At 63.6% G+C, this 15,448-nt stretch carries 15 protein-coding genes and 1 tRNA gene; 12 read left to right on the top strand and 4 right to left on the bottom strand.

From position 1 onward, the window contains the following. Positions 1–10: 10 nt before the first annotated feature. Entirely contained in the window at positions 11–919 is a 909-nt protein-coding gene (locus V1280_RS33375) for a PhzF family phenazine biosynthesis protein (RefSeq protein ID WP_334534613.1), read from the bottom strand. Between the two features lie 204 nt (positions 920–1,123). Then, positions 1,124–1,200 (bottom strand) — tRNA-Met (locus V1280_RS33370). A 379-nt stretch (positions 1,201–1,579) separates the two neighbouring features. Here V1280_RS33370 and V1280_RS33365 point away from each other — a divergent pair. The 5 genes from V1280_RS33365 (at position 1,580) to V1280_RS33345 (ending at position 7,387) form a co-directional block, all read left to right on the top strand. Beyond that, positions 1,580–2,956, top strand: a complete 1,377-nt coding sequence (locus V1280_RS33365) for a coniferyl aldehyde dehydrogenase (RefSeq protein WP_442895259.1) — start codon at positions 1,580–1,582, stop codon at positions 2,954–2,956. A gap of 137 nt (positions 2,957–3,093) precedes the next feature. Beyond that, positions 3,094–4,686 carry a GMC family oxidoreductase gene (locus V1280_RS33360; RefSeq protein ID WP_334534609.1) on the top strand — a complete coding sequence of 531 codons (1,593 nt, stop codon included), beginning with the start codon at positions 3,094–3,096 and terminating at the stop codon, positions 4,684–4,686. Between the two features lie 293 nt (positions 4,687–4,979). Further along, on the top strand, positions 4,980–5,492 hold the full coding sequence (locus tag V1280_RS33355) for a CvpA family protein (RefSeq protein WP_334534607.1): 513 nt from the start codon (positions 4,980–4,982) through the stop codon (positions 5,490–5,492). A 126-nt stretch (positions 5,493–5,618) separates the two neighbouring features. Next, entirely contained in the window at positions 5,619–6,401 is a 783-nt protein-coding gene (locus V1280_RS33350) for an SDR family oxidoreductase (protein WP_334534605.1), read from the top strand. Then, a complete protein-coding gene (locus V1280_RS33345) occupies positions 6,398–7,387 on the top strand; it encodes an NADPH:quinone reductase (RefSeq protein ID WP_334534603.1) in 990 nt (329 codons plus the stop codon). Before V1280_RS33350 ends, V1280_RS33345 begins: the two co-directional genes overlap by 4 nt. A gap of 3 nt (positions 7,388–7,390) precedes the next feature. On the opposite strand, the gene V1280_RS33340 is transcribed toward V1280_RS33345, so the two are convergent. After that, on the bottom strand, positions 7,391–7,822 hold the full coding sequence (locus V1280_RS33340) for a DUF3775 domain-containing protein (protein ID WP_334534601.1): 432 nt from the start codon (positions 7,820–7,822) through the stop codon (positions 7,391–7,393). Between the two features lie 131 nt (positions 7,823–7,953). Between V1280_RS33340 and V1280_RS33335 the strand changes: the two genes are divergently transcribed. The 7 genes from V1280_RS33335 (at position 7,954) to V1280_RS33305 (ending at position 14,497) form a co-directional block, all read left to right on the top strand. Further along, positions 7,954–8,802, top strand: a complete 849-nt coding sequence (locus tag V1280_RS33335) for an MBL fold metallo-hydrolase (protein WP_334534599.1) — start codon at positions 7,954–7,956, stop codon at positions 8,800–8,802. A gap of 248 nt (positions 8,803–9,050) precedes the next feature. After that, a complete protein-coding gene (locus tag V1280_RS33330; protein ID WP_334534597.1) occupies positions 9,051–9,893 on the top strand; it encodes a fumarylacetoacetate hydrolase family protein in 843 nt (280 codons plus the stop codon). A gap of 133 nt (positions 9,894–10,026) precedes the next feature. After that, complete coding sequence (locus tag V1280_RS33325; protein ID WP_334534595.1) at positions 10,027–10,638, top strand: glutathione S-transferase family protein; 612 nt, start codon at positions 10,027–10,029, stop codon at positions 10,636–10,638. A 25-nt stretch (positions 10,639–10,663) separates the two neighbouring features. Further along, on the top strand, positions 10,664–11,854 hold the full coding sequence (locus tag V1280_RS33320) for a serine hydrolase domain-containing protein (protein WP_334534593.1): 1,191 nt from the start codon (positions 10,664–10,666) through the stop codon (positions 11,852–11,854). Positions 11,855–11,876: 22 nt separating this feature from the next. Further along, positions 11,877–12,746 carry an MBL fold metallo-hydrolase gene (locus V1280_RS33315; RefSeq protein ID WP_334534591.1) on the top strand — a complete coding sequence of 290 codons (870 nt, stop codon included), beginning with the start codon at positions 11,877–11,879 and terminating at the stop codon, positions 12,744–12,746. Positions 12,747–12,860: 114 nt separating this feature from the next. After that, complete coding sequence (locus V1280_RS33310) at positions 12,861–14,018, top strand: alpha/beta hydrolase (protein ID WP_334534589.1); 1,158 nt, start codon at positions 12,861–12,863, stop codon at positions 14,016–14,018. Between the two features lie 116 nt (positions 14,019–14,134). After that, positions 14,135–14,497 carry a hypothetical protein gene (locus tag V1280_RS33305; RefSeq protein WP_334534587.1) on the top strand — a complete coding sequence of 121 codons (363 nt, stop codon included), beginning with the start codon at positions 14,135–14,137 and terminating at the stop codon, positions 14,495–14,497. A 119-nt stretch (positions 14,498–14,616) separates the two neighbouring features. On the opposite strand, the gene V1280_RS33300 is transcribed toward V1280_RS33305, so the two are convergent. Further along, complete coding sequence (locus tag V1280_RS33300; protein ID WP_334534585.1) at positions 14,617–15,339, bottom strand: hypothetical protein; 723 nt, start codon at positions 15,337–15,339, stop codon at positions 14,617–14,619. Between the last annotated feature and the right edge of the window lie 109 nt (positions 15,340–15,448).

Genomic DNA, 15,448 nt, shown 5'->3' with positions numbered 1-15,448 from the left:
TGGCGCGCTGTCATGATTCAGCCGCGGGCCTCGCGTCCTCAAGTTGCAAGACGTGTGACTCCACGAGCGTCACGGAGCCTCCAAGAAGACAGCCGACAGGCCTCTCGCCGGCAAAGCCGAGGCGCACGCGGATTTCGGACAAGGCATCCATGGCCCGCCCCTGCATGACAGTGATCCGCTCGCTATTGCGCGCGACAAGGCCGTTCCTGAGCAGTCCGAACGCCAGCGCCGCGGCGGCGATGCCGGTGGCGGCATCTTCCGGGTAGCCCGACGATTTCGGAAACTGCCGCGCCTCGAAACGCCGTTCGCCCTGATGTTCGATGGCGTAGGGGTAAAGCCCGGTCGATCCGATCCGCTCACAGCACGCCTCGATCGGCGACGGATCCGGCACCAGCGCGTTGAGCTCGCCGACGCCCTTCATCGGGATGAGCGTCTTGACGCGCGAGGTGACGGCGTTCTGGATGGGCAGGTCGAGCAGATCGCGGCGCGAGAGCTTGAGCGTCGACAGAACATCCTCCTCGTCGGCACGCGAGAGATCAGCGACCTTGCCGACCGGCTGGCTGATCTCGACGGACGGATCGCCCGAGCCCGCACGATCGACATAGCCCGTCACCGATCCACTGCGCGTCTCGATGCGGACCTGTTCAGCGGGCAAGCGCCCCTTGGTCGCGAGCACCCAAAGCGCGCCGATCGTCGCGTGACCGCACATCTCCATCTCGTGTCGCGGAACCCAGAACCGGAAGACATAGTCAGAGTCGAGTCCCGGTGACGGCAGGACGAAGCCCGACTCATGCCGAAAATGCCGAGCCACCGACTGCATCGCCGCAGCGGGAAGGTTCGATGCATCGATGACAATCGGACAGGGGTTGCCGCCCCGCCCCATGTGCGTGAACACGTTGACAAGCTCGACCTCGGTCATCGGATAGCTCACTTCATGGAAGGTAGGGCGGCGAAGACGCGACGGCGGCGACAACAGCGATGGTATAGCTGTTGCGGTGACATCTGAGAAAGCCGGTTTGGTCGAGGGACGGGGCGACTGAGGCGGCCCGCGCGCAGACCTCAAAACAAAAATGGCCCGCATCAAGCGGGCCATTTTCGTATCGGAACCGATGAAGTCCGAATTTGGTTGCGGGGATAGGATTTGAACCTATGACCTTCAGGTTATGAGCCTGACGAGCTACCGGGCTGCTCCACCCCGCGTTAAACCGTTGCTTTGCCTTCGCTTAAATACCGGGGACGGTGGATCAGGGCCGGCGCTGTTCGCGTGGCTTGCTTCTCCCGTCCCGAAGGCTTCCCTGGAAGGCAACCCCGGGGCAAAGCCCGTCGGGTGCGAGGGGTATGTACCAACCCGGACTGCCTTTGGAAAGGGCTGGGGGACGTTTTTTTCGACTTTATGACAGGTGATGGGCGCGGATTCAGCCCCGTTTGCCACACACTTGCCAGAAGTTCCACAAACCGCCAGCTTGCGGCAACAAAACAGAGGCGAAACGCCGATTTGGGGAGGACCGCCTTGAACAATACCTTGGATCGCCCCCTGGCGAGCGCCCCGCTGGCCGCGCTGACGGACAGCTTCCAGGCCATGGTCGCGCGGTCGCGGGCCGAGCCGGCGCCCGATTGCGCCGCGCGGCTCGACCGGCTGGCGCGCCTGCGCGCCGTCGTCGCCGACAATGAAGAGCGTTTCCGGCAGGCGATCTCGGCCGATTTCGGCCACCGCTCGGCGGTCGAGACCAATATCGCCGAGACGATGCTGGTGTTCTCCGAGATCCGGCATGCGACCAAACATGTGAAAAGCTGGATGGCGCCGCAGCGCGTTGCGACGGCGCTGCAATTCCTCCCCGCGCGCAACCGGCTGATCCCGCAGCCGCTCGGTGTCGTCGGCATCATCGCGCCCTGGAATTATCCGCTGCAGCTGACGCTCGCGCCCGCGATCGGTGCCATCGCCGCCGGCAACCGTGTCATCATCAAGCCGAGCGAGCTCGTGCCGCATTTCTCTGCGCTGCTGAAGGAGACGGTCGCCGAGAGGTTCGATGCGACGGAGATGCTCGTCACCGGGGTCGAGGACGAGATCGCAAAGGGATTTGCCAGCCTGCCGTTCGATCACCTCGTGTTCACCGGCTCGACCCGGGTCGGGCGGCTGGTCGCGGAAGCGGCGGGGCGCAATCTCACGCCGGTCACGCTCGAGCTCGGCGGCAAGTCGCCGGCGATCATCGATGCCTCTGCCGATCTCGACGAGGCGGCGGAGCGTATCGCCTACGGAAAACTGCTCAATGCCGGGCAGACCTGCATCGCACCGGATTATGTGCTGGTGCCTGAGGGCTCATTGCAGGCGTTCACCGAGAAGGTGCGCGCGCAGATGCGGCGCATGTTCGGCACCGATCCCGCCAACAAGGATTACACCTCTGTTATCTCCGACCGTCATTATACGCGGCTTGAAGCGCTGGTCGCGGATGCCGCGCAGCGTGGCGCAAAGATCCTGCAACCGGCGAAGGCGGATGATCCGAACTGGAAGGCGCACCGCAAATTTCCGCCGACGCTGATCGTCGGTGCGACCGAAGACATGGCGGCGATGCAGGAGGAGATCTTTGGCCCCGTGCTGCCGGTGCTCGGCATTCGCGATCCGACTGATGCGATCGCCTTCATCAACCGCCGCGACCGGCCGCTGGCGCTGTACTGGTTCGGCAGGGATCGCGACGCGCGCGACGAGGTGCTGGCGCGCACAATCTCCGGCGGCGTCACCATCAACGACTGCCTGTTTCATTTCGCGCAAACCAACCAGCCGATGGGCGGCGTCGGCGCCTCCGGCACCGGCGCCTATCACGGCGAATGGGGGTTCAGGACGTTCAGCAAGCTGAAGCCGGTATTCTATCGCTCCAAATTCAACCGCCTCGCCGATCTCTATCCGCCCTATGGCGGCAAGATCGCGCGGCTGGAGAAGATGATGCGGTTCATGTCGTAGCTATCCGTCATTCCGGGGCGATGCGTAGCATCGAGCCCGGAATCCATTCATCCGCATGGCGTGTGGCGAAATGGATTCCGGGCTCGCGCTTCGCGCGCCCCGGAATGACGACAAAAATACAAATGGGGGAAACATCAGTGACTGACACATTCGATTTCATCGTGGTGGGCGCGGGCTCCGGCGGTTGTGCGGTGGCGGGGCGGCTGTCGGAGGACGCGGCGACATCCGTGGCGCTGCTCGATGCCGGCGGCAACAACGACAGCTGGCGGATCACCACGCCGTTCGGGCTCGCGCTGCCCTACGCTGCGGCCAACTGGGCCTTCGACACCGTGCCGCAGAAGGGATTGAACGGCCGCATCGGCTATCAACCGCGCGGCAAGGGCCTCGGCGGTTCCTCGGCAATCAACGCCATGGTCTACATCCGCGGCCACAAATGGGACTACGACCACTGGGCCGCGCTCGGCAATGCCGGCTGGTCGTATGCGGACGTGCTGCCCTACTTCAAGCGCTCGGAGAACAATTCCGATTTCGACGGCGAATATCACGGCAAGGGCGGACCGTTGCATGTCAACCGGCTGCGCTCGGACAATCCGGTCCATGACATCTTCCATCAGGCCGCGCGCGAGGCGCAGTTCCGCATCCGCGAGGACTTCAATGAAGAGGACCACGAAGGGCTCGGCAGCTACCAGGTGACGCAGCACAAGGGCGAGCGCTGGAGCGCGGCGCGCGCCTATCTGCAGCCGCACATCGACAAGCGCGCGAATCTGCGCGTCGAGACGGGGGCGCATGCCACGAAAATCCTGTTCGAGGGCGGGCGCGCGGTCGGTATCGAATATGTGCAGGGGAAAGAGAAGAAACAGCTGCGCGCCCGCCGCGAGGTGATCCTCGCCGGCGGCGCCTTCCAGTCACCGCAACTGCTGATGCTGTCGGGCATCGGCGATGGCGAGGCGCTTCGCGCGCACGGCATCGGCGTCGTGCATGATTTGCCGGGCGTCGGGCGCAATCTGCAGGACCATCCGGATTTCGTGTTCGTCTATGCCTCCGATTATCCGCACTTCGTTCACTCCTCGCTCGGTCGGCTGCCATCCCTGCTCCGCGCCATCCAGCGCTACCGCAAGGAGCGGCGCGGCCTGATGACCACCAATTTCGCCGAATGCGGCGGCTTTCTGAAGACCCGGCCGGATCTCGAGGTATCAGACATCCAGCTCCACTTCGTCATCGCGATGCTCGACGACCACGGCCGCAAGAAGCACAAGGAGGCAGGCTTCTCGTGCCACGTCTGCCTGCTCAGGCCGAAGAGCCGCGGCAGCGTCTGGCTGAAAAGCGCCGATCCGCTCGCCGCACCCATGATCGACCCGAACTTCCTGGGGGAAGCAGAGGATCTCGAGGCCATGGTCGCCGGCTTCAAGACCACGCGACGGCTGATGGAGACGCCTGCGCTGCGCGCGTTGCAGAAGAAGGACATGTTCACGTCCGACGTGCGCACCGACGACGACATCCGCGCCATCCTGCGCAATCGCGTCGACACGGTCTATCATCCCGTCGGCACCTGCAAGATGGGCACCGACGCGATGGCCGTGGTCGATCCGGAGCTGAAGGTGCACGGCGTGGAAGCCTTGCGCATCGTCGATGCCTCGATCATGCCGACGCTGATCGGCGGCAACACCAATGCGCCGACCATCATGATCGGGGAGAAGGCGGCGGATATGATCAGGGCGGAGGTGCGGTAGCGTAGCACTCCACTGTCGTCCCGGCGAACGCCGGGACCCCTAACCACAGGGAGCAGTTTGGCGAAGGCTGGTCGTTGCGCGGTATTATCACCTGCGCTTCATCGATAGATCACGCGGTATGGGTCCCGGCGTTCGCCGGGACGACGCCTGAGATGGTTTCTTCACACACCTCGAATAAGCCAAGAATAGACGCCCCCTCAGCCTTCGGAGCGAAAAAATACAGACGATTTTAGCGATCTGAAACCGGAACGATCGGTTCGGCGTTCATTCGTTCCACGGCAAGGGTTTCGCTCATGAATAGCTTCGATCTCGCGGTCTATGCGGCACTCGCCATCGCGATCGGCTTCGGCTTCAAGACCGGCCTGCTGCGCAGCGCCATGACCATTCTCGCCTATCTCCTCGCGGCGCCCATTGCGGTTTCGTTGATGCCGATCGTCGTGCCGCAAATCACGGCCAATCCGAACGCGCCGCTGGTCCAGAACTGGATCTGGTTCTTCGGCATCTTTTTGGTCGTCGGCATGTTGCTCGGATATATCGGCCGCTTCGTGCTGGACGACACGATCCGCGACGCCGGCATCGGCGACCGGCTCGGCGGCGCCGCGCTCGGCGCCATCAGGGTCGGGCTCGTCGCCACCACGCTGGTGCTGGTGTTCGACCAGATCGTGCCGGCCAACCGCCAGCCGCCCTTCCTCGCCGGCTCGCAGCTGCGGCCGCTGTTCTCGGCGGTCGGACAGATGGGCTTCAAGACGCTGCCGCCGGAGGCCGCCGCCGCGATCGACCGGCTCAAGCAGGAGCGGCGCATCTAGTCCGCAATTGCATCGCCGCAGCCCGCGCCATGCATTTTGACGCGGCTCTATCCCTTATCAGCGGCATAACAGTTGGCTAGAGTGCCGTCCGTCCAAAAACCTGCCTGACATTACGGGAGTGAAACTGTGGATCTTGGGATCAAAGGTCGCCGCGCCATCGTCTGCGCATCCAGCAAGGGCCTCGGGCGCGCGTGCGCTATCTCGCTGGCCGAAGCCGGCGTTGACGTCACGCTGACCGCGCGCGGCGCGGAAGCCCTGAAGAAGACGGCCGACGAGATCCGGAAGGCCTATCCGAGCGTGAAGGTCACCGAGATCGTCGGCGACATCACCACGCCTGCGGGCCGCGAAGCCGTGCTCAAGGCCTGCCCCGAGCCGGACATTCTCATCAACAATGCCGGCGGCCCGCCGCCCGGCGATTTCCGCAACTGGACCCGCGACGACTGGATCAAGGCGATCGACGCCAACATGCTCACGCCGATCGAGCTGATCAAGTCGACGGTGGACGGCATGATGGCGCGCAAGTTCGGCCGCATCGTCAACATCACCTCGGCCGCCGTGAAGGCACCGATCGACATTCTCGGCCTCTCCAACGGCGCGCGCGCCGGCCTCACCGGCTTCATCGCCGGCCTGTCGCGCAAGACCGTGATCAACAATGTCACCATCAACGGCCTGTTGCCGGGCCCGTTCGAGACCGACCGCCTGACCGGCACTGCGAAGGCCGAAGCCGACAAGCGCGGCACCACACCCGAGCAGATCCTGGCCGAGCGCGCCAAACTCAACCCGGCCGGCCGCTTCGGCCAGCCTGACGAGTTCGGTTATGCCTGCGCCTTCCTGTGCGGCGCCAAGGCCGGTTTCATCACGGGCCAGAACATTTTGCTCGACGGCGGCGCCTTCCCCGGCACGCTGTGAGAGCGGTCTGGTACGAGCAGACGGGGCCGGCCGTCGACGTTCTCACCTATGGTGAGATGGCGACGCCGGTCGCGGGCCCAGGCGAAGTTCGCATTCGCCTGGAAGCCTCCGGCGTCAACCCGGCCGATGTCGGCCGGCGTGGCGGCTCCTATCGCGCGATGGACTACGAGCGCGTGATTCCGAACAGTGACGGCGCGGGATTCGTCGATCAGATCGGCGACGGCGTGTCGCGGTTCAAAATTGGCGACCGGGTCTGGCTGTTCAACGGCCAGCGCAACGGCCGCGCGTTCGGCACGGCGGCGGAATATATCGCACTCGCCGAGCAACTGGTGACGCCGCTGCCGGATAGTGTTTCCTTCGCCGAAGGCGCAACGCTCGGAATCCCCGCGATGACGGCATGGTGCAGCCTGTTTGCGGACGGGCCGATCGTCGGCAAGACCGTGCTTGTCACCGGCGGCGCCGGTGCAGTCGGGCACTATGCGGTGCAGCTGGCAAAATGGGGCGGCGCGCAGGTGATCGCCACCGTCAGCTCGGCGATGAAGGGCGAACAGGCGCGGCGCGCGGGCGCCGATCTCGTGATCAACTACAGGGATGAGGACGTCGTCGCGAAAGCGATGGCCTTCATCGGCGGGCGCGGCGTCGACCGCGTCGTCGATGTCGATTTCGGCGGCAACATTGCGACGACGCTAAAGCTGATGGCGATGAATTCGACCATCGCGGTTTATGCCACCAACGGCAACCGCACGCCAAATTTGCCGATGCGCGAGTTGATGGAAAAGTGCATCGCGCTACGCGCGCTGGTGCTGTTCGCGCTGCCGCCGGCGCTGCTCGCGGCGGCGCAGGCCGACATTTCGAAATGGCTGGCGGCGGGGCCGCGCATTCACAACGTCGCGGCGCAGTTCGCGCTGTCGGATACGGCGCAGGCCCATCTCGCCGTCGAGAAGGGCGACAAGCTCGGCACCGTGATCGTCGACTGCGCCCGCTAGGAACTACGAGACCGGCGTGGTCCGCTCGTCGCTCCAGTCGATGCCGAGCTCATCCATGCCGTCGGCCAAGAGATCGCCGAGCATCGGCTCGCCCAGCAGATATTGCACCGTCTCGCGCCGGGGCGCCTTGTACTCGCTGCGCGCTTCCACGGCGCGCTCGCGCAGATCGTCCCATTCGTCCAAATCACCATCGCCGCGGCCGAGCCACATCAGCGTGACCAGATCGAGCTGCTCGTCCTCGTTCAGCGCCCGGATGAAGCCGGCGAGCTCGGCTGCAACCGGATCGGACGGCGTGTCCTCGAGCACGTCAATCTCGTCGTCATCGGCAGCATTCGAACCGGAATCCGGATCGGACGCCGCCTCCTTGACGTCGAATTCGCGCGCCTTCTCGATGATGAAGGCGACCTTGTCGGCGGAAATCGCAAGCTCTGGCATGGGCTCCCCCTCCTCGTCATTAGGCTGGTTCCAGTCTCCCCGGATAACGCAACATCACGACAGATGATCCATTGCGTTCGGCGGCGGAAGACCGCATCTTTCGCGAAAGCAAGAAAATGAGGGCGCGCCCGATGCAGTGGAAGGTCGGCCAGATCAAAATCACCAGGATCGTGGAATTGGAGACGGTCGGCTCGACCCGCTTCATCCTGCCCCTGGCCAGCAACGACGAGATCCAGAAGCTGCCCTGGCTGATCCCGCATTTCGCCACCGAAGGAGGCCGGCTGAAAATGTCGATCCATTCGCTGGTGCTGGAGACACCGTCGCGTCGGATCGTGGTCGATACCGGGCTCGGCAATGACAAGCAGGGCCGCAGCGTCCCGGTCTGGAATAACCGCAACACGCCGTTTCTCGAGATGATGGCAGCGGCGGGCTTCGAGCCCGACAGCATCGACACCGTGCTGTGCACGCATCTTCACGTCGACCATGTCGGCTGGAATACGAAGCTGGTCGACGGCAAATGGGTGCCGACATTTCCCAAGGCGCGTTACCTGTTCGGCCGCACCGAATACGAGCATTGGCGCGACCATTCGTCCGCGCCGGACAAGCAGGCCGTGTTCAACGATTCCGTGAAGCCGATCGTCGACGCCGATCGGGCCGATCTGATCCCGAGCGACCACCGGCTCAGCGACGAGATCAGCATGATCCCGACCCCCGGCCACAGTGCCGGCCACATGAGCGTCCTGATCCGGTCCGAGGGCGAACATGGGTTACTCGCCGGCGACGTCGCCCATCACCCCTGCCAGATGGCGCATCTCGGCTGGTCCTCGACGGCGGATTTCGACCAGAAACAATCAGCCGCAACGCGGGCCGCGCTGTTCGGCCGGTTTGCCGATACGAAGACGCTGGTGATCGGCGGGCATTTCTCGGCCGGGCATATCCGGCGCGAGGGGGATGCGTTCAGGTTCGAGGCGCTGGGGTGATCCCGTGTCCCGGACGCGGTGCAGCGTGCAACGCTGCTCCGCAGAGCCGGGACCCAGAATGCCGCAGCGTGGGCCCCGGCTCTGCAGCGCATCACTTCGTGCTGCGCAGCGTCCGGGGCACGAGACCGACAGCCCGCCCACCGAATCGACGGGGCTGCAATGCGCCCGCTTTTGAGCGGTTGAATTTCCCGCCGCGCTGTTCCATGAAGCTATTTAACCGATCAGTCCATCCCAAGGGAGAAACGAGAATGAAGCTTGTTCGTTACGGCGAAAAGGGTGCGGAAAAGCCCGGCCTGATCGACAAATCCGGCCAGTTGCGCGACCTGTCGGCGCATGTGAAGGATTTCACCGGCGAGGCCTATTCACCGGAGTCGCTGAAGAAGCTCGCCGCTATCGACCCGGCGTCGCTGCCCGCCGTCTCCGGCAAGCCGCGGTTCGGCGCGCCCGTCACCGGCATCTCGAAATTCGTCGCGATCGGCCTCAACTACAGCGACCACGCCAAGGAGACCGGCGCCGCGATTCCGACCGAGCCGATCATCTTCATGAAGGCCAACACCTCGCTGTCCGGCCCGAACGACAAGGTCGAGAAGCCGCGCGGCTCGACCAAGCTCGACTGGGAAGTCGAGATCGCCGCGATCATCGGCACCCAGGCAAAATACATCTCGGAAGCCGACGCGCTGAACCACGTCGCCGGCTATTGCGTCTGCAACGACGTCTCCGAGCGCAACTTCCAGACCGAGCGCCTGGGCCAGTGGACCAAGGGCAAATCGCATGACACCTTTGGCCCGGTCGGGCCGTGGCTTGCGACCAAGGACGAGATCAAGGACGTGCAGAACCTGTCGATGTGGCTCGACGTCAACGGTCAGCGCCGCCAGACCGGCTCGACCAAGACCATGATCTTCTCGATGGCCAAGTGCATCTCCTATGTCTCGCAGTTCATGACGCTGCTGCCAGGCGACATCATCACCACCGGCACCCCGCCCGGCGTCGGCCTCGGCATGAAACCGCCGACCTTCCTCAATGTCGGCGACGTCATCACGCTCGGTATCGAAGGCCTCGGCGAGCAGCGCCAGGAGATCATTGCGGCGTAAGCCGCGGTCCTCTCCCCGTCATTGCGAGCGAAGCGAAGCAATCCAGAGATCGTCCTACGGAGACATTGCTTCGTCGCTTCGCTCCTCGCAATGACGAAAACCAATTGCCGGTCACCCCGTAGGACGCTCCCCCATGAAACTCTCCTTCTCCCCAGCCTCGCCCTTCGCCCGCAAGGTGCGCATTGCCGCGATCGAGCTTGGGTTGATCGACAAGATCGAATTCACGCCGGCAACCGTCGCGCCCGGCCAGGCCAACGAGGACTATTCGCGCATCACGCCGCTGAAGAAGCTGCCGGTGCTGATCACTGATGACGGCGACGTCATTCTGGATTCCTACGTCATCGTCGAATATCTCAACGAGATGGCCGGCGGCAGCCTGATCCCGGACTACGGTCCGCAGCGCTGGAAGACCAAGACCAATCACTCGCTGATCAACGGCATGCTCGATTCCATGCTGCTGTGCCGCTACGAGAAGATGGTGCGGCCTCAGGGCCTGCAATGGCAGGCGTGGTCGGACGATCACTGGAACCGGGCCTGGACCGGCATGGCGCGCTTCGAGAACATGCCTGATGTCCTGAACGGTCCGTTCGACATTTCGCAGATCGGTCTCGTTTGCGTGCTCGGCTATGCCGACTTCCGCTTCGCCGATTGCGGCTGGCGCAAGGCCTATCCGAAGCTCGACGCCTTCCATCAGAAGATGCTGGAGCGGCCGTCGGTGAAGATCTCGGTGCCGCCAGCCGCATAACAAGAATAGTGCCGGGAGAATGATGATGCGCGATCGCTTCTCCCGTCTCACAATTCTCAGTGCGAGCCTCGTGCTCGCGCTTTCCATCTCAGCCACTGATCTACGGGCCGAGAACATGCCGCCTGGACAAGCCGATCACGCCTGCGGATCGCCGTCGTCGATTGACGATGGCTGGGAGATCGCATCTCCCGACAGGGTCGGCATTGACGGCGCGCAGCTTTGCAACGTCGCCGCGCGGCTCGAGCAGCGGGCAACCGCTGTTCATTCGGTCGTCGTCGTCAGGCATGGCAAGCTCGTCTTCGAGCAATATTTTCCCGGCTATGACCAACCCTGGGGACAGCCGGACGGCCAGTACGAATTCAGCGCAACGACCAAGCACGACATGCGCTCGGCAAGCAAGAGCGTGACGTCGCTGCTGGTTGGAATCGCAATCGACCGCAAGCTCATCGCAGGCACCGATGAGCCGGTTCTGAAATTCTTCGCCGACTACGCAGCAGTGAAGCAGCCGGGATGGGACGCCATCACGCTGCGCCATCTGCTGACGATGTCCTCCGGCTTCAAATGGGACGAAGCGCGAGCCTGGACTGATCCGAAGAACGACGAGCCGCAGCTCGTCGTCGAGCCGGATCCGCTTGGCTATGTGTTGTCGCGACCGGTTGCGGCACCACCCGATACGCTGTGGACCTATAGTGGTGGCAGCACAGAGCTGCTCGGCAACATCCTCGAACGCGTCTCGGGCAAACCGCTTGAGGCATTTGCGCGCGAGGTGCTGTTCCAGCCGCTCGGAATCACCGATGTCGAATGGAAGCCCTACAAGAACGGCAAGATCGCAGCGGCCGCGGGCCTGCGCTTGCGGCCGCGGGATGCCGCGAAGATCGGCCAGCTCGTGCTCGATCGCGGCCAGTGGAACGGCCGGGAAATCGTCCCGGCCGACTGGATCGCGCAATCGATCACGCCACGGTTCCAGGCCGTCGGCTATTTCGGCGGCACGATGTTCTACGGCTATCAGTGGTGGATGGGCCGCTCGCTCGCCGGCGGCAAGGAAATCAAATGGGTTGGCGCCTTCGGCTGGGGCGGGCAACGCCTCTTCATCGTGCCCGAGCTCGATCTCGTCATGATGACCACCGCCGCGCAATACGGCCAGCCCAAGGAAGGCCTGGCCGCGATGGACATCCTCTCAAACATCGTCATTCCGTCCGTGCGCGACGCGCACTGATCACATCACGAGGGAAGCGAGCATGAGTCTGAAATACTCCGTCGGCGACCTTACCATCCATCGCATCATCGAGCAGGAAACCTCGTTCGTGCCGGCGCTGGAGATGCTGCCCGGACTCCCGGCTGAGGTACTCGCCGAGAACCGGGCATGGATGCGCGAGGCCAAGGCGCTGGATGACCAGGACGTGTTGATCCTGGCCTTCCAGTCCTACGTGGTGAAGACGCCGCACCACACCATTTTGATCGACAGCTGCATTGGTAACGACAAGCCGCGTCCCAATCGTCCGAAATGGAACATGAAGACCGACGACACCTATCTGAGCGGCCTCAACGCCTCCGGGTTCTCGGTCGGCGACATCGACTTCGTGATGTGCACGCATCTGCATGTCGACCACGTCGGCTGGAACACACGGCTGGAGAACGGCCGGTGGGTGCCGACCTTCCCCAAGGCGCGCTATGTGTTCGCCAAGCAGGAATACGACCACTGGTTCGCGGAGAACGCGAAGGCGGAGATTCCGCCTTTTGCCGACAGCGTGCTGCCGGTGGTCGAGGCCAAGCGGCACGAGCTGGTCGGCAACGATCACCAGATTGGCGATCACGTCCGCATCGTGCCGACGCCGGGCCACACGCCCGGCCATATCGCCGTCGCGATGGGACGCGGCAAGGACGACGCGGTGTTCTCCGGCGACCTCATGCACTCGCCGTTGCAGACGCTCTATCCGGAGCTGTCGATCAAGTTCGACGTCGATCCGGCCAAGGCGGCCACGACGCGCCGCAGTTTTCTGGAGCGCTATTGCGACACCGACACGCTGTGCTGCACCGCGCATTTCCCGTCACCGTCGGTGGGGAAGATCAAGCGCAAGGGCAACGCGTTCGTGTGTGAAGCTGTTTAGCGAGATGCCGTAGGGTGGGCAAAGGCGCGCGCTTCGCGCGCCGTGCCCACCACTCCTTATGGTGGGCACGCTCCGCTTTGCCCACCCTACGATACTGCCCGTGTGGAGAAAGTAATGACAACACTCCCCGACATCCCGTTGCCCGCCGGCATCCGCTCGCGTTATGCCGACGGCATCAACGGCCTGCGCATGCACGTGCTGGAGGCGGGTTTCGAGACCAAGGGCCGTCCCTGCATCCTGCTGCTGCACGGCTTTCCCGAGCTCGCGTTCTCCTGGCGCAAGGTGATGCCGGCGCTCGCGGCTGCCGGCTATCACGTGCTCGCCCCCGATCAGCGCGGCTATGGCCGCACCACCGGCTGGACCGCGGATTACGACGGCGATCTCACCCCGTTCTCGCTGCTCAACCTCGTGCGCGATGCGCTCGGACTGGTGTCGGCGTTCGGCTATAGCCACGTCGATCTGGCCGGGCACGATTTCGGCAGCCCGGTCGCGGCGTGGTGCGCGCTGATCCGGCCTGATGTGTTTCGTTCGGTGACGTTGATGAGCGCGCCGTTCGGCGGAGCACCGCAATTACCCTTCGACACGATCGATAGTCCCGCCAAGCCTGCGGTCGAAGATCCCGTGCATCGCGAACTCGCCGCACTGCCGCGCCCGCGCATCCATTATCAGTGGTACTATGCGACGCGCGCCGCGAACGCCGACCTCCAGCACGCGCCGCAGGGCGTGCATGATTTCCTGCGCGCCTATTATCATCACAAGAGCGCGGATTGGATCGACAACAAGCCCTATCCGCTGAAATCGTGGTCTGCAGGCGAGCTCGCAAAGCTGCCGACCTATTACGTGATGGACCTCGGTGAGACCATGGCCGAGACGGTCGCGAAGGAGATGCCCTCGCCGGCCGCGATCGCCGCCAATGGATGGCTGCCGGACAGCGACCTCGCCTATTACAGCGCCGAATATGGCCGCACCGGATTCCAGGGCGGTCTGCAATGGTATCGCTACGGCACGACGGGCATGCTCAACAACGAGATGCAGCTGTTCTCGGGCCGCAGCATCGATGTACCCTCGTGCTTCATCTCGGGCAAGCAGGATTGGGGCACTTATCAACGCCCCGGCGTGTTCGAGGCGATGCAGGGGCGCGGCTGCACCAGGATGCTCGATTGCCATCTGGTCGATGGCGCCGGCCATTGGGTCCAGCAGGAGCAGCCCGCCGAGGTCAGCCGGCTGCTGCTGGAATTTCTTGAGAACGCCGGCCGACAAGCTGCCGCTTGAGGCGCGCGGCCATGATCTCGCCATAGCGCATTAATGCCCGGTTCAGGGAACATTCGGCAATATCGGACGTTCCGAAATACCGGCTTTGCGTCCGGGCGACCGACTGGAGAAGATTCATGGACAAGAAGATCGTTGGACTATTGGGAGCGGTTGCCGCGTTGGGCACACTCAGCTCCACGCCTGCTCCAGCCGATGTCTTGCAGGCCAATTCATATGCCGACCTGCTGGAGCCAATTCCGAACGCCGGAGCCTTGCTGCAGGCGATCGACGAATCGGCCCCGGTCAAGGCGAGCGAGAACGTTCAACTCGCGCTATTCTACTATCATCACCACCATCACCACCATCATCATCACAGCTTCTACCGCCGCTATCGCTACTATGATGATGCGCCCGTCGTGGTGGTGCCACGGTATCGGCCGTACTATCACCACCACCATCATCACCATCACCATCACAGCTTCTATCGCCGGGATTATTGAACTCGCGCGATGACCGGGCTCGTGAACAGGACCCTTCGGGTCCTGTTTGCTTTTGGAGCTTGGCTGGTATTGAGCGTGATCTTGCCGAAAAGCCGCTTCGCACTTTTCCGGATCATGCTCTAGCCGTTGCGGCTCTTTTCCTTCGCAGCGCGATGCAGGTGCCGATAGGTGCCGTCGAATACAGTATCCGTCGATGAGATCCATTCGGTGCCGGCCGCAAGCTTCGGCCGACTGTTATAGATCCGCCGCGCTTGCAGCTCTCGCTCGGCGGACTCCTCCTCGTCCATGGGCTCGAGTTCGAACGATGCCTCCTCGGGGATCACGATCACCTGCGCGAACGGCTCGTTCGGCCTGAAGATGTGCGTCCGTCCCTCGGCAGGTGCCTTGAAGACGCAAAAGAACATCATCGGCCACCAGTTGCGGATCAGGGCCGGAACGGCGACCGGAACGGTATCGCTGCGATCGGTGTAGAACCGCGGATGCGGCTCGGTGCGGATCGCCATGCCTTTCTCGACCTTGAGATCGAGCAGTATCTGATAGGTGTAGAAATTCTCGCCAAAGCTCCGAAACGGCGGCCAGGCGGCGCCGCCTTCCGGCGGGTCGCCCCAGTCGGCGTCCAGGACGAGCCGGCCATCCCTGGTCGTGACGTGCAGTTCGAAATCGTAGGGATAAAACAGCTCGATGCCGTATTGCGCGCCCTCGGAGAACGGCACGCAGTGCCACACTTGCTCGTGCGAGCCATCGGCGCGCGGCTCGCGATGCCCGGCCCATCCAGGAATTTCAAGCCTGGTGCGTCGTGGCGCCAGCCGCGGATCGTTCAACCGGTATTTGACCTTGGCCACGTCTGCCCCTCGCCTGCTCCTGACATGATGACTCGAACGAGCCCGATGACAGACGGTTCCCGCGACCTCATGCCCGGCGAAATTCGCGGCTCGTGCGTGAATTGACCCT

Source organism: Bradyrhizobium sp. AZCC 2230 (assembly GCF_036924495.1).
Lineage (GTDB): Bacteria > Pseudomonadota > Alphaproteobacteria > Rhizobiales > Xanthobacteraceae > Bradyrhizobium > Bradyrhizobium rifense.
Note: the sequence above shows the minus strand (reverse complement) of the source record. Positions and strands in the feature narration are given on the sequence as shown.